Origin of the sequence: Bacillus sp. 37MA, assembly GCF_000372765.1 — a bacterium.
Classification (GTDB): Bacteria; Bacillota; Bacilli; order Bacillales; family Domibacillaceae; genus Domibacillus; species Domibacillus aminovorans.
The window spans coordinates 921,572-940,470 of the sequence record NZ_KB889752.1 but is presented as its reverse complement, the minus strand read 5'-3'; the positions used below and the strand labels follow the sequence as shown (position 1 = coordinate 940,470).

Genomic DNA, 18,899 nt, shown 5'->3' with positions numbered 1-18,899 from the left:
TTTATTTCAAATTTAAATGTTCTTTAAATTCATCTGATACACGTGATACTTCTTCATCATCCACTACATAATAGTAAACGCCACCGATTCTTTCATCATTACCGTCAATTGTTAGGGATTCAATGTTATCACGTGTTGATGCATAAATAGCGATCGTATCTCTAAACGACAAGTTCGTTTGTACGTTGTCACGAATCGCCTTCATCACATCTGTAAATCTGAATATCATTTCCACGTCATTCCCTTTGCTTAAAATGCTTTCAATCACTTGACGCTGCCGGGCCTGTCTGCCAAAGTCGCCGTTTGGATCTTCCTTGCGCATTCGCGTGTAGTTCAATGCTTCAGATCCGCTTAATGTAATGCGTCCTTCAGCAAAATCATCTCCGCCATATGAAAAAGTAAAATCATTTTGTACTTCCACACCGCCGACAGCATCTACAATTTCCTCCAGGCCTTTCATGTTTATTTCTACATAATAATCTACCGGAACATCAAGAAAGTTTTCAACCGTTTTCGCTGCCATTTTCACACCACCGAATGCATAGGCATGATTAATTTTATCTTTCGTGCCTTTTCCCACAATCTCTACACGTGTATCCCGGGGAATGCTTAGTATTTTCGCCTTATTTTCTTCCCTGTTCACGGACATAAACAGCATCGTATCAGAACGGCCTGTGTCTCCTTCCTGCTCATCCACGCCAAGTAAAAGAACCGTAAACCCCTCTTTATCCTGGAGTGACACATCATCTGTCCGTTTGTCTGAATAAAGGTCTTCACCGCTCAACGTATTTTCGACGAACTGATAGAACATAAATGTAATACCCGCCCCGACCAGCAGCACGATCAAAAAGAAACCTACTAAAAAGCTACTTTTACTTCGTTTTTTTTTTCGCTTGTCTTGTCTTCGCATATACACGGCTCCCTAATGTAATGTGACTTAATAATATCATATCCTTCCAAGCGATTTTCAAGACAGGCTGTTTTTAAATATGTCGCTTTGGTTTTATTCTCAAAACCAATAGCCCCGAATAGGAGAGGCTTTATCCAACAGGCTTTTGAAGAATTCGAAAAATAGTTTGAAGGAATCTATATCAACTTGTTTGCAACAAATGCTGATAAAGCTTAAAACACACTTTTTTGTCCCTTCTCTCTTATGAGATGACTCTTCTTTTGATCAAAATAGAAATTCCCAAAACTCTTTCTTTCATTGGTGGAGTTTTTTCTTTACTTACTCTCTTGTTGAGGCAGAACCAAAACCTGTTGCCCTATATGAGTCCTATCAGAACTGCACAGAGTTGAAAAAAGTATACCAAGCTGGCGCCGCTTCTGATCCGATCACCCTGCTTACGTATCTAAACATGAAACGAGGAAAGTATTAGCCTTTCCTTTTATTTAAATAACTGGCTAGTTGAATATAAAACTGAACGAGATTGACTGGCTGCTGCCGGTCCTTTTTGTATACTTACCTCTTTTAGTTGACAAAATAAGTCCAGGGTGGCTATACACTCGTAAAAGACAAAAAGGGAAAATAGAAAATAATAAGGAGTTGTTCTATTTGAACCAAGATAATGTGAATGCTAGGAAAAAGATTCAAAATACTGTGGATGAATTAAAGAAAAAAGGGATTCCGCCAAGAGCAGCAACATATGCAGCGTCAATGGGTTATTTAAGAGCTTTTAAAAAAGACAAATTATCATAATAAAAATCGCCCGTCTACTCATGACGAGTAGGCGGGCTGTTTGTTATTCTTCTTTTCGAATGAACGGATTCAATCCGACTTTCTCTTTAATGAGAGATATTGAAAAAGAATAGATGATTTAATAAACAAAAATATCATTTCCTTTAATATTTAATTTTTGTTATTTTAACACATACCCTCTATTTTTCTGCACAAGAAATTATTCCGAAAAATAAAAGTAATTAAAAATTTACCCTGCTCACATATATAGTAACTGTACAACAAAAAAGAGTACTCACGGAATCTGTACTCTTTTCTATACGCTCCAAACCTTACTATTAGCTATTTTGACATCGTGCGTAACGACGCTCAACGCTAACTCTGCTTCTATTCAGCTTTTCGGCAATCTCTTTGAAACTTAACCCTTCTTTTTTCCACTTTAAAAGGAGTTCAATTTCTTTTGTTGTCCAACGTTTATATGTCTTTATTTTCTTGTCTGTACTAGTCTGACGAGCTTCATCTATCCAATCTGGTTCAGGAGGCAGGGCATGTTTTTCAATGATACTGAAATCGATTTTCTCTTGGTTTTGTTCAGCCCATTTCCAAAAAGAATGAACGTCAATTAAGTAAAATTTTCGTTTATAACATGTTATACGCGATGTTGATTCAAGTCCATGAAACTGAATCCAATTGTATACTGTTTTTCTGTCCACATTTAACGCTTCAGCTAACTCACTACTAGTTAAGAAGCCCGTAGCGTTTTTAGTGTTCCCCAGGCCCAGTCTCTTTAATTTCAACGAAATAGCTGTCTCACTTCGATTAAGTTGGCTTGCGATGGCTGATAAGGAGCAGTTCCCAACCCGTTTTTCTAAAAAGTAAACATCTTTATCTGTCCATTTTCGTCTCATCCTTATTGCCCTACTCTTTTACCTTCGTAAATGGATTGGAGTCGGCTTTCTGCTTGTTGAAAATCCATCGATAAACTAGTCAAAAAGGCTAACATGTTATCTTCTTCTGAAAGTTTGCTCATCGAACGAAACACATTAGGTTTCTGCTCTTTTATCAATGTCATTATTTCAATAGTAGGTAACATTTTCCCGCGAGCATTTACCCTTAAAAAAGATCGCAAAAACCTTACAAATACTGAAGTCGAATCAAAGTCATCCGGATAGTTTTGTAATAACAAAAAAAACTTTTCAACGTTCATTTTTAATTCATTTTTTTCTCCCCGCATTTTTCACCCTACCTTAAACAGTTATTGATCCAAATACGGGGTTAAAGCCCTATTTGGCAACCTGGCTGTCATAATTCACCAGAACATTAGACCCATGGCTTTGCGTCCTTACCTTTCGATAAGTTTGCCTTTTTCATTAAGAATTTATATACATTAAATCATGTCGAATAATGTCACGTCAACAAAAATAGTAATTATTTCAATTATTAAAGTTCATTTTACTCATTATTTATTAAAGTATATTTACTCATTTATAGGAGACTTATTGGTTCATTTAATAAGAAATTCAGCTATTGTTACTCATTTTATGGGGGAGATACATACCAAAGGTACTCTATAGTCTATTTTACATGTCTTAAATACTGTTGACTGATCGCCGTATAAAAATTGACAACGTTACTGTAATAGAACCATATTCCTATACAATGCAGAAACTTGACTAAACTTCCTTTTCCTGACGACACAAAGTAACCTTTCTTATGAAACAAGAAAAAGGCTGCCGTTTTTCCGATCTTCAATTTTCTGCTCCGCCCGCTCTAAATTCGCCTGGACAGGAGAAATCTCGATCTTTTTGTATAAACTTTTCTAGAATGGGTATACTGTTTTTATACGACGGTTTCCCGTCATATCCCAACCCTATTTTGTCATTTTTCAACTCTTTTACAGTCAGGTATTAACCTGGCTATTTTTTGTTTAAAACTCGACTGCCACTTTGATTTTCATCGGGATTTTCTGCGCCAACCGTGCTATTCTATGTCCTACTTCAATGAGCTCTTTCACCCGATCTTTCGCTTCATCTAGCATTTCAAAACTTTCAATGTTGTATGCACAAAATCCACCTGGAACAATTACAAAATACATGCCAATTCCCCGTTAACAAGTCTATTATCATATCGACTATATCCAGCCGACTTTCTTTGTTGCTTAATTCATTCATATTTTTCATAGCCCCTGTGATGATCCGCCGCCGTGAATAAAAACTGCCACTTCATGCTGTCCGGAAGCCTGGCCGTCATCGATAATTCCTGACATCGAGCTTCCTCCCTTTTTACCTCGCAATCAGAATCCCATTTCTCTTTTCCCTCTGGTGTTTCCATCCCGAAGCTCGTAACTCTAGTATTTCCAACTTGCTCAAATGCCCTACGATAATCGTCTTCTTTTCAAAAGAGCAGATAGCTACCTGCATTGTGTGTATGTCATTTTTAACAAATTTAAAATCTCACCCATGATGTTTGTCCGTTTCCAAATCGCTTCATAGTGCATCTATTATAGTAAACAAGGAGGTGTTTTGGATGTGTCGTCCTATTAGACCAATAATTTGTCCCCCAAAGTGTGTATTTCATGATTCCTACATTAAACGCGAGGTTCCTGTCATTCACCCAATCGTGAATGTTAATCGGCAGCATATTGTTAACGTTCCTCGCCATATTTATCAGCCTGTGACAAGAAACGTCGTCGTAGATCCGGGCTATATGGATCCATCACAATGTCACATGGATCCATCACAAAATTACATGAATCCATCACATAGTCACCGTAATCACTCACATGGCTGTAATCGTTGCAGATAACACTTTTTGATTTTTATAGAACCATTCGTACAAGACTCGGCTCTATTTTTTCATACTATATTTAAAAAGAGGTGATAATTATGAGTTGTGAAAAATCTGGTGGATACGGCTCTAGCTTTGTGCTAATTGTTGTTTTGTTCATTTTGTTAATCATCGTTGGCGCATCTTTCATGGGTGGCGGATACTGACTGCTAGGAAGCAACCTATTATCCGTAAGACCTTTTTGAATTAATCTAGCTTTTGCTTTTGCTTTTGCTTTTGCTTTTGCCTCCTCCCCCTGCTGTAGCCACCTATCTAATATTGAGCGACTGTATGAAGTAAATACAGCCGCTTTTTTTAATTCAATATTTGTGAACGTTTTACGCATCCTGCAACATTTCGCCCCATCCTCATTGCTTCATAGTTTGTTCGAACTGTGACATAAAATGTTTAGTTTTTAACACTATAATGTTTTTCCCCGTTAGGTCTAAGTTATAGAAACACACACTCCGAATGACGATAACGAATAATGGATAAAAAGGGAACCTATTCTTTCTATGCTGCTTTCTTTCTGTTTTTGAAAAAAGCAATGATGAGAAGAAGAATAGGAATGATGACTTGGAACGAGGGTTCGAAATACCGAGAGAAAACCTCCCTCCATTGTTGAACATATTCTATATAATTGCTTGCAGTGACCATGGATGCAAGTAAAATGACTATGCCCATCGGATAAGCAAGACGGGAAGGATGTTTCACATGAAATAAATGAGACGCTCCCATCACCGCCGCATAGAAAGAGATACTTATGTTTAAAAAACCGCCGATCATCACAAATAGGATAAAATAAATATCCAAACGCTCCAAAAATCCGGCTACTTCAATCGACTGGATCGAAGCTAGAGAAGGAAATTGTGCATGTGAAGTAAGATCAACACCGAGAACACTTATGTTACCTGCTGCGACAAGGGCCAATAGAAGGCCACTCATGCCCATTGCCCATAATCCGGTGCGTTTCACTTTTTCATGTTCCTTGACATAAGGAAAGATCATCGCAAAGACGATGATTTGTCCAAATGGGAAGTACAACGTTTGGGTAATAGCGGTTTTGATCACCGGTGAAAGTCCTTCTTCGAGTACCGGTTTTAAGTTTTCAAGATGAATGAGTCCTGAAATGATAAGTAAAAGGAAACCGCTCAAGAGAAGCAGGCACATGCCGACAAACAACACTTCACTGGTTCGGGAGATGACTTCAATTCCTTTATAAACCGTATAAACGATCACCAGAATGAACAGGGCATTGATGATAAATAAAGGGGTTGCGGGGTAAGCAATGGTGGTCAGCAATGCCCCGAAACCGCGCAATATGTCTGCGGCTATATACACAAAATAAAGAACATAACAGAAGGCGAGCACTTTTCCTAAAACAGATCCTAGTAATCTTTGCACATATTCCGTCAGCGGAAGATCCGGATAGTAGCGGTAAAGGCCGTAATAAATGAAAAACAGGCAAAAACCACCGGCCATGGCGATGAGAACCGCCAGCCAGGCGTCCTGTTTCGCGTCTAAGGCAATCGGAAAAAATACGGCACTGCCAGTTTCAAATAAAAGGATGAGTGTGAAGAGCTGATAGGCACTCATTTTCGCTTTTTCCATCACGTGATCACTTCCCTTCTTTTTTCAATGTTGAGGGAATCATGCTCTTTTTCCATTCAATACATCCTGATAAATTTGGATTACCTTTTCTTTTTCTATCATAAGATCATCCTCCTTTTTGGATCTCTACTTTTTACAATGACGATAACGAATACATGATATAAAGGGAACCTATTCTTTCTATGCTGCTTTCTTTCTGTTTTTGAAAAAAGCAATGATGAGAAGAAGAATCGGAATGATTACTTGAAATGAGGGACTGAGATACGGCGATTCAACCTTTATCCAAACTTGAATATATTCCGTATAACTGCTTGCGATGGCCATGGATATAAGTAAAACGACCATGCCCATCGGATAAGCAAGACGGGAAGGATGTTTTACATGAAATAAATGAGACGCTCCCATCACCGCCGCATAGAAATGGATACTTATTTTGAAAAACCCGCCGAGCATCGCAAAAAGGATATAATAAATATCCAAACGCTCCAAAAATCCGGCTACTTCAATCGACTGGATCGAAGCTAGAAGGGGAAATTGTGCACGTGAGGCATTCTCCAAACCGAGAACACTTATGTTAACCGCTGCGACAAGTGACAATACCAAGCCACTAATTCCCATTGCCCATAATCCGGTGCGTTTCACTTTTTCACGTTCCTTGACATAAGGGAAAATCATCGCAAAGAGGATGATTTGTCCAAATGGGAAGTACAACGAGTCTGTGAAAGCGGTTTTGATCACCGGCGAAAGTCCTTCTTCCAGTATTGGTTTTACGTTTTCAATATGAATATTTCCTGAAATCATCATTAAAAGAAAGGCGCTCAAGAGAAGCAGGCACATGCCGACAAACAACACTTCACTTGTTCGGGAGACGACTTCAATTCCTTTATAAACCATATAAACGATCACCAAAATAAACAGGGCATGGATGACAAATAAAGGCGTTGCCGGGTAAGCAATGGTGACCAGCATTTCCCCGAAAGCACGTAATATGGCTGCAGCTCCATATACAAAATAGAGAACATAACAGAAGGCAAGTATTTTTCCTAAAACGGATCCTAGTAATATTTGCACATATTCCGTCAGCGGAAGATCCGGATAGTAGTGATAAAGGCGGTAATAAATGAAAAACAGGCAAAAACCGCCAGCCATTGCGATAAGTATCGCCAGCCAAGCGTCTTGTTTCGCCTCACTGGCAAGTGGAAGCACCAAGGTACTGCCAAGTTCAAATAAAAGAATAAGTGTGAAGAGCTGATAGGCACTCATTTTCGCTTTTTCCATCACGTGATCACTTCCCTTCCTTTTTCAACGTTGTATGAAGGGAGTTGTTGACTAATCCCGTGCGGCGTATAAGCGCCTCAACCTTTACGTCGACGTCTAATTCCGCAAACGTACGGTCCTTCCACTCCTTTTCAAGCTTTTTCCACGCTTTTGGATCGGTACGGTGCACGACTTCGCCAAACCCGAAAATGTCTGATTTGTTTTTTTGCGCTTGCTGGACCGCTTTTTCGATTTCACTCTTGATTTCTTTTTCAAGCTCCTTTTCAATCTTTTTGATGACGTGCGGATCCGTCAGTTCCACCGGCACTTTGACTTCCGCAATATCTCCTTCAGCTCGCGTTGAAATCGATAGTTTTGGCTTCCCTTTTGTAAGGGTCGCAGAGACCTTCGTTTTTTGACGCATCACTTTATAGGCAATGGCTTTTTTTTCTTTTTCCCAGCTAATGCTTGTAATGGTTGTTTGAATTTTATCCAGTATCCACACTGTTCCCTGTGCGGTTTCCCCGTCCATCCAGTCAATCAGCTTTCCTTCTTTAAACATGGCCAATCCATCCGCTTCAGGAGCCGCTTCCAGTTCCGTTGATTGAACGCTTTTCACCGTTTTCCCCTGCATAGGATCCCCTTTTAATGTGATAACAGGCAAAACCGGTTCTTTCCCCGTGGAGGTGACTTGAGTAATTAACTCATGAACATTGACACGTAACGTTTCCCCTAGAGTTTTTTCTGTCGTATCCAGCATTTTTACAATGTTTGTCGCAGGTACTCGATCCGTCCCCGTCAATGTTGTGAGTAAATCTTTCGCTTTTGTCTCCTTCGCGATGACGATCGCCGTCGTCGTCCGGAATTCGATGTCGCGGTCAAGCTCATCCAAGATAGGTGGAAGCCCATCTTTTTTGGCCAGTTCATCGCTAATAACGACCAGATCGGTATGGGCGTAATAAGGCGTTCGGGAGAGTTTTTTGGTGACAAGGGCGTCCATATCACTCAAGTTTTCTCCTGTGACCGAATACACAATAACGGGTGGAGAGGATGACCCACCGCCTCCGCCTTGAAGTCCACTGGTGATGTTCCCTGGACTAATCACTTGTACAGTCGCTTCATAGTTTCCCTCTTCAGTTAGATCAAGGGAATAAGCAGAGATAAAGGCCAGATCGGTTAATTCTCTTTTGCTCCAGCATCCAGAAAGGAAACACACGCTGATGGCCAGCAAAAAAAGAAACATCCCTTTACGATTCATGCGTGTTCCCTTCTTTCTGGTCTGTCATGATCATTTCACGAGAGATCGGAGGCTGCGGTTTCTGGTTCTCGCCTTGACGTGTTACATTCTTCCCAACGACCATCCGTGGTCTTTCGTTCATCGCCCATAAAGGTCTTCGAAAAAACGCCTCTTTGAAATTGGACGGAGAGAATGGCGCAAACGGGCTCATATACGGAACCCCGAATGAACGCAAGCTGCACAGATGAACAATCATCAGAAAGAACGCGAGAATTAAGCCGAAAAAGCCAAAGGTGGCCGCGCTGATGATAAAGGCAAAGCGAATCAAACGGGCGGAAATAGCCATCCCATAAGCAGGTGTCGCAAAACTAGCGATGGCGGTAACAGAGACGACAATGACCATGGCCGGGGATACAATCCCCGCTTGCACGGCCGCTTGCCCGATGACGAGAGCCCCTACGATCGAGACGGTCGACCCGATCGCTTTGGGCAGACGGAGCCCCGCTTCACGTAAAATTTCAAAGGTTAATTCCATAATAAGCGCTTCGACAACGGCTGGAAACGGCACGGCTTCCCGTTGGGCCGCAATAATAAAGACCAGTTGGGTCGGGATCATCTCTTGATGGAACGTCGTTGCCGCTACGTAAAGTGCAGGTCCCGTAAGAGAAATAAAGAAAGCAAGGACGCGTAAAAAGCGGAGGCCATTGGCGATATCAACACGGCTGCTATAGTCTTCAATAGTCTGGAAAAATCCAACGAAAAGAGCGGGAACAAGAAGCACAAACGGCGTTCCGTTAATCAAAATCGCGATCCTTCCTTCCAGAAGATTGGCCGCGACCATATCAGGCCTTTCCGTGTTATCAATCGTCGGGAAGGGCGTCATGGTCTGATCTTCAATCAATTGTTCGATATAGCCCGATTCAAGGATGCCGTCAATGTCAATTCTGTTTAATCGTGTACGCACTTCTTTCACGACGTCCTCTTTCGCTATGCCTTTTAGGTACATAATGGAAACGTCTGTTTTCGTCATTTGTCCGATTGTCATCGATTCTACCCATACATCCGGGCTTTTAATAATCCGGCGAACCATGGCGATGTTGGTTTCATTGGTTTCCGTAAATCCTTCTTTGGATCCACGGATCGAAATATGCGTCGTCGGCTCTTGAATGGATCGTTTTTCCCCGCCCTGTGTACCGGCTGTCAGCGCTTCATCGATTCCATCCATCAGAATGATCGTATTGCCCGCCATTAAGGAGTCGACGACTTCTTCCTGGTTACGCATCGATTGAACTTGACCGAGCGGAATGACCTCATCCTTAATCAGACCCATCAGGTCTTCAGTAGTAAGTTTTTCCTGTAAATGGTTGCTCTTCATGATCGCCTCAATGAAGAAATTGTCCACGGCTTGACTGTCCACAAGTCCTTTCACAAAAAGAACCGCTGCGTCCATTTTTGCCTGATAGCCGATTTTGACTTTTCGAATGACAATATCCGGGCTGTTTCCAGTGATTCGTTTGATGTCCTCCAGATTTTTGGAGAGAGAAAAGTCGATCATGACAGACGGCTTTTTTGCATAGATCTCCTCTTTTGGCTGTTGTGGATTGCTTCTGTTTTTCTTTTGCTTAAAGAATGAAAGCATCGTATTAACTTACCTTTCTTTCTTTTTTCATCCATTCTGTCCGAGTACTTCCAGTCCTATACTTATTGGTTGTTTAATAAATAAAAAAGCCGTACCAGCTCATTCACTGATACGGCTTTTTCTCATTCGACTCGTTTAAGCTGCTGCTCTTTGATTGCTTTTACTTTTTCTTTTATACTTTCTGTTTCTTCTTTTAAAAACTCAATCTTTACATCAGCATTAGACGATTCGATTCTTACAAATATTCTAGTGTATGAAGTGGGGATCTCGACTGAGATCTGCATATATTCCATTACAGTCACTATGTAGCATTCGTAAAGTACCGAATAAATAATAAAAAATAGCCTATTCTTTCTATCCTGCTTTCTTTCTATTTTTGAAAAAAGCAATGATGAGAAGCAAGATCGGAAGGATGACTTGAATTGAGGGCTCGATATACGGCGATACAACGGTCCTCCATTCTTGAATATATTCTGTATAACTGCTTACGACGGCCATGGATCCAAGTAAAACGACTATTCCCATCGGATAAGCAAGATGGGATGGATGTTTTACTTGAAATAAATGAGACGCTCCCATCACTGCCACATAGAAAAAGATACTTAATTTTAAAAAACCGCCGATCATTACAAATAGGATAAAATAAATATCCAAACGCTCCAAAAATCCGGCTACTTCAATCGACTGAATCGAAGCGAGAAGAGGAAATTGTGAACGGGAAGTATGATCAACACCGAGAACACTTATGTCACCCGCTGCGAAAAGGGCCAATAAGAGGCCACTCATGCCCATAGCCCATAATCCGGTGCGTTTCACTTTTTCACGTTCCTTGACATAAGGTAAAATCATCGCAAATGCGACTATTTGTCCGAATGGAAAGTACAATGTGTCACGGAAAACCGTTTTGATCACCGGAGAAAGTCCTTTTTCGAGTACCGGTTTTAAGTTTTCAAGATGAATATTTCCTGAAATGATCATTAAAAGGAAGCCGCTCAAGAGAAGCAGGCACATGCCGACAAACAACACTTCACTGGTTCGGGAGATGACTTCAATTCCTTTATAAACCGTATAAATGATCACCAGAATGAACAGGGCATTGATGATAAATACAGGTGTTGCCGGGTAAGCAATGGTGACCAGCATTACCCCGAAAGCGCGCAAGATGTTTGCGGCTATATACACAAAATAGAGAACATAACAGAAGGCAAGTATTTTTCCTAAAATGGATCCTAGTAAAATTTGCATATATTCCGTCGGCGAGAGATCCGGATAGTAGCGGTAAAGGCCGTAATGAATGAAAAATAAGCAAAAACCGCCAGCCATGGCAATGAGAATCGCCAGCCAAGAGCTTTGTTCCGCGCCTGCTCCAACCGGAAACACTGCGGCAGTACCGATTTCAAATAAAATGATGAGTGTAAATAGCTGATAGGCACTTATTTTCGCTTTTTCCATCACGTGCTCACTCTCCTTCCTTTTTCAACGTTGTATGAAGGGAGTTGTTGACTAATCCTGTACGGCGTATAAACGCCTCAACTTTTACGTCGACGTCTAATTCCGCAAACGTACGGTCATTCCACTCCTTTTCAAGCTTCTTCCACGCTTTTGGATCGGTACGGTGCACGACTTCGCCAAACCCGAAAATGTCCGATTTGTCTTTTTGCGCTTGCTGGACCGCTTTTTCGATTTCGTTCTTGATTTCTTTCTCAAGCTCCTTTTCAATCTTTTTAATGACATGTAGGTCCATCAGATCCACCGGCACTTTTACTTCGGCAATATCTCCTTCTGCTCGCGTTGAAATCGATAGTGTAGGCTCCCCTTTTGTGAGGGTCGCAGAGACCTTCGTTTTTTGGCGCATCACTTTATAGGCAATGGCTTTTTTCTCTTTTTCCCAGCTCATGCTGACTGTTGTAGTTTTGATTTTATCCAGTGTCCACAGCGTTCCTCGCGCCGTTTCCCCTTCTATCCAGTCAATCAGCTTCCCTTCCTTAAAAACCGCCAATCCATCCGCTTCAGGAGCCGCTTCAAGTTCCGATGATTGAACATTTTCCATCGTTTTCCCCTCCAGGGGATCCCCTTTTAATGTGAAACCGGACAGAAGCGGTTCTTTCCCCGTGGAGGTGACTTGAGTAATTAACTCATGAACATCGACACGTAAGTTTTCACCTAAAATTTTTTCTGTTTCATCCAGCGTTTTTACAATGTTTGTCGAAGGTATTCGATCCGTCCCTGTCAATGTTGTGAGTAAATCTTTCGCTTTTGTCTCCTTCGCGATAACGATCGCCGTCGTCGTCCGGAATTCGATGTCGCGGTCAAGCTCATCCAGGATGGGCGGAAGCCCTTCTTCTTTGGCCAGTTCCTCGCTAATAACGACCAGATCGGTATGGGCGTAATAAGGCGCTCGGGAGAGTTTTTTGGTGAGAAGGGCGTCCATATCACTCAAGTTTTCTCCCGTGACCGAATACACAATAACGGGTGGAGAGGATGACCCCCCACCTCCGCCTTGAAGTCCACTGGTGATGTTCCCTGGATTAATTACTTGTATGGTCGCTTCATAGTTTCCCTCCTCATTGAGATCAAGGGCATAGGCGGAGATAAAGGCGAGATCGGTTAATTCTCTTTTGCTCCAGCATCCAGAAAGGAAACACACGCTTATGACCAGCAAAAAAAGAAACACCCCTTTACGATTCATGCGTGTCCCCTTCTTTCTGGTCTGTCATGATCATCTCACGAGAGATCGGAGGCTGCGGTTTCTGGTTTTCGCCTTGACGAATGATATTGTCCCCAGCGACTATTCGTGATCTTTCGTTCATTGCCCATAAAGGTCTTCGGAAAAACGTCTCTTTGAAATTGGTCGGGAAAAATGGGGCAAACGGAGTCATATAGGGAACCCCGAATGAACGCAAGCTGCACAGATGAACAATCATCAGAAAGAAAGCGAGAATTAACCCGAAAAAGCCAAAGGTGGCCGCGCTGATGATAAAGGCAAACCGAATCAAACGGGCTGAAATGGCCAGCCCATAAGCAGGTGTCGCAAAACTGGCGATGGCGGTAATAGAGACGACAATGACCATCGCCGGTGATACAATTCCCGCTTGCACGGCCGCTTGTCCGATGACGAGAGCCCCTACGATCGAGACGGTCGACCCGATCGCTTTTGGCAGACGGAGCCCCGCTTCACGTAAAATTTCAAAGGTTAATTCCATAATAAGCGCTTCGACAACGGCCGGAAACGGCACGGCTTCCCGTTGGGCCGCAATAATAAAGACCAGTTGGGTCGGGATCATCTCTTGATGGAACGTTGTCGCCCCTACATAAAGAGCAGGTCCCACAAGAGAAATAAAGAAAGCAAGGACGCGTAACAAGCGGAGGCCATTGGCGATATCAAAACGGCTACTGTAATCTTCAAAAGTCTGGAAAAATTCAACAAAAATAGCAGGAACGAGAAGCACAAACGGCGTCCCGTTAATAAAAATCGCGATCCTTCCTGAAAGAAGATTGCCCGCGACCATATCGGGCCTTTCCGTGTTTTCAATCGTTGGGAAGGGCGTCATGGTCTGATCTTCAATCAATTGTTCGATATAGCCCGATTCAAGGATGCCGTCAATATCAATTCTTTTTAATCGTGTCCGTACTTCTTCCACGATGTCCTCTTTCGCTATGCCTTTTAGGTACATAATCGAAACGTCTGTTTTCGTCATTTTCCCGATTGTCATCGATTCCACCCATACATCCGGGCTTTTAATAATCCGGCGAACCATGGCGATGTTGGTTTCATTCGTTTCCGTAAATCCTTCTTTGGATCCGCGGATCGAAACATGCGTCGTCGGCTCTTGAATGGATCGTTTTTCCCCGCCCTGTGTACCGGCTGACAGCGCTTCGTCTATTCCATCAATCAGAATGATTGTATTGCCTGCCATTAAGGAGCCAACGATTTCCTCCTGGTTACGCATCGATTGAACTTGACCGAGCGGAATGACTTTATCAGCGATCAGCTCCATCATGCCTTGAAGATCGAGGTTTTCCTGTAAAGGGCTGCTCTTCATGATCGACTCAATGAATAAATCGTTCACGGCTTGACTGTCCACGAGTCCTTTCACAAAAAGAACCGCTGCGTCTATTTTTGCCTGATCGCCGATTTTGACTTTTCGAATGACAATATCCGGGCTGTTTCCTGTTATTCGTTTGATGTCCTCCAGATTTTTGGAGAGAGAAAAGTCGATCATGATAGAAGGCTTATGTGCATAGATCTCTTCTTTTGGCTGTTGTGGATTCACTCTGTTTTTCTGTTGTTTTTTTTGCTTGAAGAATGAAAACATCATATCAAACTACCTTTCTTTCTTTTTCACATATTCTATGCGAGTACCTCCTTACTTATACTTATTGGTTGCTTTAATAGGCAAAGACGATTGTTTTTTAGTGTATTCTAAATTACTATCTAATTCTCCCAGAAAAACATGTATCCCATCTATTAATCCTGTTGAAGTCTTCCACGTTACTATTCCTTCAGGCACCTGCTTCTTCCAATCATTAAGATAGGATTTTGCTGTATAATTACCACAAACTTCGACTCGTTTAAGCAGCTGCTCTTTTATTGCTTTTACTTTTCTTTTATAAGCATACAAAACACCTTCCCCTTATTTAGATGGTGTTTTAAAATAGTTATTTAATATCCTATTATCTTTTTTAGAACGGATACTATTTCACCGCTATCATTGAGCATTAAATCATAAGCAGCCACATCATCATTTTTATCTATTTCCTTTAACATATCCTCCTCGTCAAAACCGTCAATCAACGCCTCGTAAGGAATATTTTTACCGATAATTCTCTTGTGTTTTAATTCATTAAACTCTTGTTGATCAAGCTGATTAACTTCGTTTGATGAAGCGTCTATTGAACGGTCTGACGGAAAGTGTGAAAAAACCAGCAGAAAACTTAGTAAACTTAAAATACATTTTCCTGACATTTTACTCATTTCTTCTACACCTTTTATTATGTTACAATTCCAGCATAATACAATTTAATCAATAAGGTGGGAAATATGATAAAGATTAGATTATTTAGCATAATATTGATTATTTTTCTTTTGTATATTGGATATTATCATTGGAGATTGGAATATGCTAAGGATGTGGTCATGAAACATTTAAAAGAACAAGGATATAACGAGGAAGATGTTTTAACTATGGAACCATATTATGATCTAAAAAGTGAAGATTTATTGTTTCCTAATGTGAAAGTATATTTTGCAGACGAACCCCATGCGGATTATACTTATTCTCATACGGATTCCCCTAATATTTATACACAAACATCTTGGTATAGTGATGGGAAACATCAGGAACGATAGTTATATTACGAACGGGTAAAGTTATTTTTCTTGTGTAGCGATAATAAAGTTGTTTAATTTCTATGCTATAAACATACATAACACCGCTCGATTATTCGGACGGTGTTTAAAATAGTTGTTTAATTTTATTTAACCTTTACTAATTTGCTCAAAATCAGTAACAATAAAGTCGCTTAAAAATCAGGTCTTATTGAACTAACCTGCCCCGTTAGCCGTATAATCATACCAAACATACATTTCTTCATTTGGTGTTGAGCATGACTTTGCTAAAGAGCGGGCTTGAACGTTGGCTGATACAACGTGCTATGGTGTTGTATTACGGATAAACGAAAAGGACTCTATATCTTACGTGCTGTTTGTCACTATTTGTCGAAGGAATAAAGTAGAATTCATCTCTTTTTTATAGGAAGATAGATAGAAACATTAATCATGAATTATTAGCACGCTGTAGCGTGTGTTTATTTTATTTATTTAGTAGTTCTATTTTCGTGATATTTATAGATTATTTATTTACCAAATACAGATTAGGATTGGTTATTATATCATATGAAAAAAAGTTTTTTGAAGAAAGTCTCTGGATTTCGATCAGACAAACGCAAGAATAAGATCATTTCGGGGGTTATTTATTTTTATCTATTCGCCGTAATTTTTGTAGGCATTGGGAAGCTAACTGGTGTTGAAGTACCTACGTTCTCTTCTGAGAATGGAGCAGACATACAACAACAATCTGCAAGTAAGCCGAAATCCGTAGAAAAAGAAAAAACGAAAATCCCTGAATACTCGATTGTGAAAGATGATCTTGCTGAACTCGGTAGATGGAGGTTGACTTTAGAAACAAATTCTACAAATGAGACAGAACTAAAAAATTTAGTTGCCCACACTAGAAAAATGGCCAAAGAAAAAGATGTAAAAGTAGCTTCTATTTTTGTGGATATCTTAAAAAAAGACAGTCCTTCAAAATACCCTATTGCATCTGGCCGTCTTGTCCTCGATAATATCGGTCAAGCACAAACCGGGTCAGATACGGAAACTATCGATTTTACTTACCAGTATGATGCAAAAGAACACGAGTCATTTTCTATATGTGCAAATCCACCACGAGCCAGTAAAGTTTTAGTGGCTTTCAAATCTGCAGGGTTATCTGTTCCTGAACCAAGAGATAATACCATTAATTGTATGAAATTTAAATGTGTTCAACTTATCACCACTGAGGTAGTTAGTATTTATAAATGGCCTGATGAAGTAACTGCTAAAAAGATCCTAGCTAAAGGTATTGGTGACCATCAGGCGGGTTCATTTACTATACGTTTCAGTGAATCGTACAACGCCGACGGAAGTATAAAGTACCAGCCATTACCTTCAAAGAAAGCATATATTGAGCAACTTGATAAATTGATTTATTCAAAAAAATAACGCTGGCCCTACACGCCTAAGATTTTTGATCGTACGTATATGAAATTTATCAGAATGAACTAAAAAAGCATGGTCAAAATACTATTTCAAAACCTGGATGGGTTACAACAGGCGGAATAATTCTTGCTTTATTCCTTGCCATTGCTTTCGTGGAACCTGCTGAAGATTCAACTAATACTACACCACAGACAGATGACTCGCTGCAGAACAGCAAAAAAAGCAAGATGAGTTAGTGTAAAAAGAGAAATTCCTTGAAGAATGCGAAAAAGATTTGGCCGACAAAGAAACAGAATTAGAAGATAAACAGCAGCAAGATGAAGAGCCGGCAGCCAATTTAACAACTCTCACCCAACCTGTCTCTTTTTAAGACAGGTTTTTTCTTTTTAACGGATAGGAACGTATGCTTTAAAAAGCACTTATGTACAATTCGCTCTTTACTGTCACGAATGAACATTGATCAAAAATTTTGGTCGTTTTTTGGTCGAAATTTCGGTCATCTATTGTTTATATTATAGCACTAGACCTCTTTGCTTCTTGGCAAATGTATTTTCAAGTATATTTAACCACTTTTCTTTCGCGTGGTTTGGCAGCTGCTAAAATGGTCTCAAGCTTAAACGTCCTCTTCCAATTTCCGATGAAGCAATAAGCCTTAATAAAGTTGTCGTCCATACTCGTGCGGATAATACGCCGTTTCGTGATCGTATTATCCGCACCCATGTATATGATCTCAATTGGCATTTTCTCTTCTTTCGACGTAAGCAATAACCCGTTCATTATATTTCGAAAAAGCTTTAAATTACATACAAAAAGTTGTCTTAAAATGGTATGGATGTATTCATTACTCACTGTAATTTTAAGAACAATGGGAAATGCTAATAAAAAAACAAGGAGTGATGAGATGAAAATTTGGATTAGCAGTGTCTTTCTTCTTTTTTCTTTATCTCAGCCAGTGTTAGCTGAACCTCTCTCTTCACCGAAGAGTAATTTGTCCATAGTTATTGATGATTTAGGTAATAATATGAAGGGGACGGAGGAGATGATTAAGCTCCCGGTAAAGCTGACCGTTGCAATTATGCCTTTTATGCCTTCAACGAAAGAAGATGCGGAGCTCGCTAACCAATATGGGCATGAAGTTATTGTTCATTTACCAATGGAGCCGAAAATTGGGAAGAAAAGCTGGCTTGGTCCAGGCGCAATTACTACTGATTTAAGCGATAAGGAAATCCGTAAGCGTGTAGAGGCCGCTATTAAAGATGTACCTCACGCTGTCGGAATGAATCATCATATGGGCTCAAAAGCAACAGAGGACGAAAGAGTGATGAAAATTGTTCTGGAGGTGTGTAAGGAAAACGGGCTTTTTTATCTCGATAGCAAGACGACGGGAAAAAGTGTCGTCGGGAAGCTGGCTAAGGAAATGAACGTCCCTTTTTTGGAAAATGATTTCTTTTTTGATGATGTATATACAACCCAGCATATTACAAAACAAAGCAAAAAACTGGCGGAAAAATTAACCGAATATGAACAGCTAGTTGCCATTGGTCATGTGGGGATATCCGGGTCAATGATGGTTAGTGTTTTAAAAGAATATATACCCTTATACGAAAAAAAGGCAAACATTGTTTCGGTGTCAGAATTAATTCCAGAATATAAACCGATTCATAAAGAACCCACTTAATAATAATAAGAGTGAACTGTACCCGTAAAACGGGCAGTTTAAAAAATTCCGCTACTCCTGCAACCAGTAGGTGTCCTCGGTATTGTGCCCGGGTCATCTTGTTTAGAAACCTGTTCGGGCCAATTGAAAAACCATGTTAGGACAAGGCTTGTAGCATGCGGAGAATCAACTTAAATAAGAAAGTTCCACTGTATACTAAATCCTCTAATTGTA

At 40.5% G+C, this 18,899-nt stretch carries 19 protein-coding genes and 1 riboswitch; of the genes, 5 read left to right on the top strand and 14 right to left on the bottom strand.

Translation table 11 applies throughout. The features are described 5' to 3' along the window. Nucleotide 1: 1 nt before the first annotated feature. On the bottom strand, nucleotides 2-910 hold the full coding sequence (locus A3M5_RS0105235) for an LCP family glycopolymer transferase (RefSeq protein WP_018392711.1): 909 nt from the start codon (nucleotides 908-910) through the stop codon (nucleotides 2-4). A 645-nt stretch (nucleotides 911-1,555) separates the two neighbouring features. Here A3M5_RS0105235 and A3M5_RS25710 point away from each other — a divergent pair. Further along, the gene (locus A3M5_RS25710) at nucleotides 1,556-1,699 is read left to right on the top strand and encodes a hypothetical protein (RefSeq protein WP_018392710.1); all 144 of its coding nucleotides are present in this window, start codon (nucleotides 1,556-1,558) and stop codon (nucleotides 1,697-1,699) included. Nucleotides 1,700-2,016: 317 nt separating this feature from the next. Here the strand turns inward: A3M5_RS25710 and A3M5_RS0105225 are convergent, their stop codons facing one another. The 3 genes from A3M5_RS0105225 to A3M5_RS25195 all read right to left on the bottom strand — a co-directional run bounded on the left by A3M5_RS0105225 (nucleotide 2,017) and on the right by A3M5_RS25195 (nucleotide 3,773). Then, nucleotides 2,017-2,586 carry a helix-turn-helix domain-containing protein gene (locus A3M5_RS0105225; RefSeq protein ID WP_018392709.1) on the bottom strand — a complete coding sequence of 190 codons (570 nt, stop codon included), beginning with the start codon at nucleotides 2,584-2,586 and terminating at the stop codon, nucleotides 2,017-2,019. Nucleotides 2,587-2,588: 2 nt separating this feature from the next. Continuing rightward, nucleotides 2,589-2,912: a hypothetical protein gene (locus A3M5_RS0105220; RefSeq protein WP_018392708.1), complete on the bottom strand. Its 324-nt coding sequence runs from the start codon at nucleotides 2,910-2,912 to the stop codon at nucleotides 2,589-2,591. A 52-nt stretch (nucleotides 2,913-2,964) separates the two neighbouring features. After that, nucleotides 2,965-3,051, bottom strand: a riboswitch (cyclic di-GMP riboswitch). A gap of 554 nt (nucleotides 3,052-3,605) precedes the next feature. Continuing rightward, nucleotides 3,606-3,773 carry a hypothetical protein gene (locus A3M5_RS25195; RefSeq protein ID WP_018392707.1) on the bottom strand — a complete coding sequence of 56 codons (168 nt, stop codon included), beginning with the start codon at nucleotides 3,771-3,773 and terminating at the stop codon, nucleotides 3,606-3,608. Between the two features lie 790 nt (nucleotides 3,774-4,563). Between A3M5_RS25195 and A3M5_RS24395 the strand changes: the two genes are divergently transcribed. Further along, nucleotides 4,564-4,671 (top strand): YjcZ family sporulation protein, encoded by a 108-nt coding sequence (locus tag A3M5_RS24395; protein WP_018392705.1) that lies wholly within the window; start codon nucleotides 4,564-4,566, stop codon nucleotides 4,669-4,671. A 346-nt stretch (nucleotides 4,672-5,017) separates the two neighbouring features. Here A3M5_RS24395 and A3M5_RS0105200 read toward each other — a convergent pair whose 3' ends face one another. The 9 genes from A3M5_RS0105200 to A3M5_RS0105155 form a co-directional block, all read right to left on the bottom strand. Beyond that, on the bottom strand, nucleotides 5,018-6,115 hold the full coding sequence (locus A3M5_RS0105200) for a GerAB/ArcD/ProY family transporter (protein WP_018392704.1): 1,098 nt from the start codon (nucleotides 6,113-6,115) through the stop codon (nucleotides 5,018-5,020). Nucleotides 6,116-6,295: 180 nt separating this feature from the next. Next, a complete protein-coding gene (locus tag A3M5_RS0105195) occupies nucleotides 6,296-7,393 on the bottom strand; it encodes a GerAB/ArcD/ProY family transporter (protein ID WP_018392703.1) in 1,098 nt (365 codons plus the stop codon). Between the two features lie 7 nt (nucleotides 7,394-7,400). Next, nucleotides 7,401-8,630 (bottom strand): Ger(x)C family spore germination protein, encoded by a 1,230-nt coding sequence (locus A3M5_RS0105190; RefSeq protein WP_018392702.1) that lies wholly within the window; start codon nucleotides 8,628-8,630, stop codon nucleotides 7,401-7,403. After that, entirely contained in the window at nucleotides 8,620-10,248 is a 1,629-nt protein-coding gene (locus tag A3M5_RS0105185) for a spore germination protein (RefSeq protein WP_018392701.1), read from the bottom strand. The genes A3M5_RS0105190 and A3M5_RS0105185 overlap by 11 nt, the downstream gene beginning before the upstream one ends. 354 nt (nucleotides 10,249-10,602) lie before the next feature. Continuing rightward, nucleotides 10,603-11,700 (bottom strand): GerAB/ArcD/ProY family transporter, encoded by a 1,098-nt coding sequence (locus tag A3M5_RS0105175; protein ID WP_018392699.1) that lies wholly within the window; start codon nucleotides 11,698-11,700, stop codon nucleotides 10,603-10,605. 7 nt (nucleotides 11,701-11,707) lie between these two features. Further along, the gene (locus A3M5_RS0105170; protein WP_018392698.1) at nucleotides 11,708-12,937 is read right to left on the bottom strand and encodes a Ger(x)C family spore germination protein; all 1,230 of its coding nucleotides are present in this window, start codon (nucleotides 12,935-12,937) and stop codon (nucleotides 11,708-11,710) included. Continuing rightward, nucleotides 12,927-14,564 (bottom strand): spore germination protein, encoded by a 1,638-nt coding sequence (locus A3M5_RS0105165; RefSeq protein WP_018392697.1) that lies wholly within the window; start codon nucleotides 14,562-14,564, stop codon nucleotides 12,927-12,929. The genes A3M5_RS0105170 and A3M5_RS0105165 overlap by 11 nt, the downstream gene beginning before the upstream one ends. 51 nt (nucleotides 14,565-14,615) lie before the next feature. After that, nucleotides 14,616-14,870: a hypothetical protein gene (locus A3M5_RS0105160; protein WP_018392696.1), complete on the bottom strand. Its 255-nt coding sequence runs from the start codon at nucleotides 14,868-14,870 to the stop codon at nucleotides 14,616-14,618. A gap of 41 nt (nucleotides 14,871-14,911) precedes the next feature. After that, complete coding sequence (locus A3M5_RS0105155; protein WP_018392695.1) at nucleotides 14,912-15,223, bottom strand: hypothetical protein; 312 nt, start codon at nucleotides 15,221-15,223, stop codon at nucleotides 14,912-14,914. 66 nt (nucleotides 15,224-15,289) lie between these two features. On the opposite strand from A3M5_RS0105155, the gene A3M5_RS0105150 reads away from it, so the two are divergent. After that, on the top strand, nucleotides 15,290-15,598 hold the full coding sequence (locus tag A3M5_RS0105150; protein ID WP_018392694.1) for a DUF3139 domain-containing protein: 309 nt from the start codon (nucleotides 15,290-15,292) through the stop codon (nucleotides 15,596-15,598). Nucleotides 15,599-16,144: 546 nt separating this feature from the next. Next, nucleotides 16,145-17,011 carry a hypothetical protein gene (locus tag A3M5_RS0105145; RefSeq protein WP_018392693.1) on the top strand — a complete coding sequence of 289 codons (867 nt, stop codon included), beginning with the start codon at nucleotides 16,145-16,147 and terminating at the stop codon, nucleotides 17,009-17,011. A gap of 549 nt (nucleotides 17,012-17,560) precedes the next feature. On the opposite strand, the gene A3M5_RS0105140 is transcribed toward A3M5_RS0105145, so the two are convergent. Then, complete coding sequence (locus A3M5_RS0105140; RefSeq protein WP_026221591.1) at nucleotides 17,561-17,785, bottom strand: hypothetical protein; 225 nt, start codon at nucleotides 17,783-17,785, stop codon at nucleotides 17,561-17,563. Nucleotides 17,786-17,909: 124 nt separating this feature from the next. On the opposite strand from A3M5_RS0105140, the gene A3M5_RS0105135 reads away from it, so the two are divergent. Continuing rightward, nucleotides 17,910-18,686, top strand: coding sequence for a divergent polysaccharide deacetylase family protein (locus A3M5_RS0105135; protein WP_018392691.1), 777 nt, complete (start codon nucleotides 17,910-17,912; stop codon nucleotides 18,684-18,686). Nucleotides 18,687-18,899: the final 213 nt, after the last annotated feature.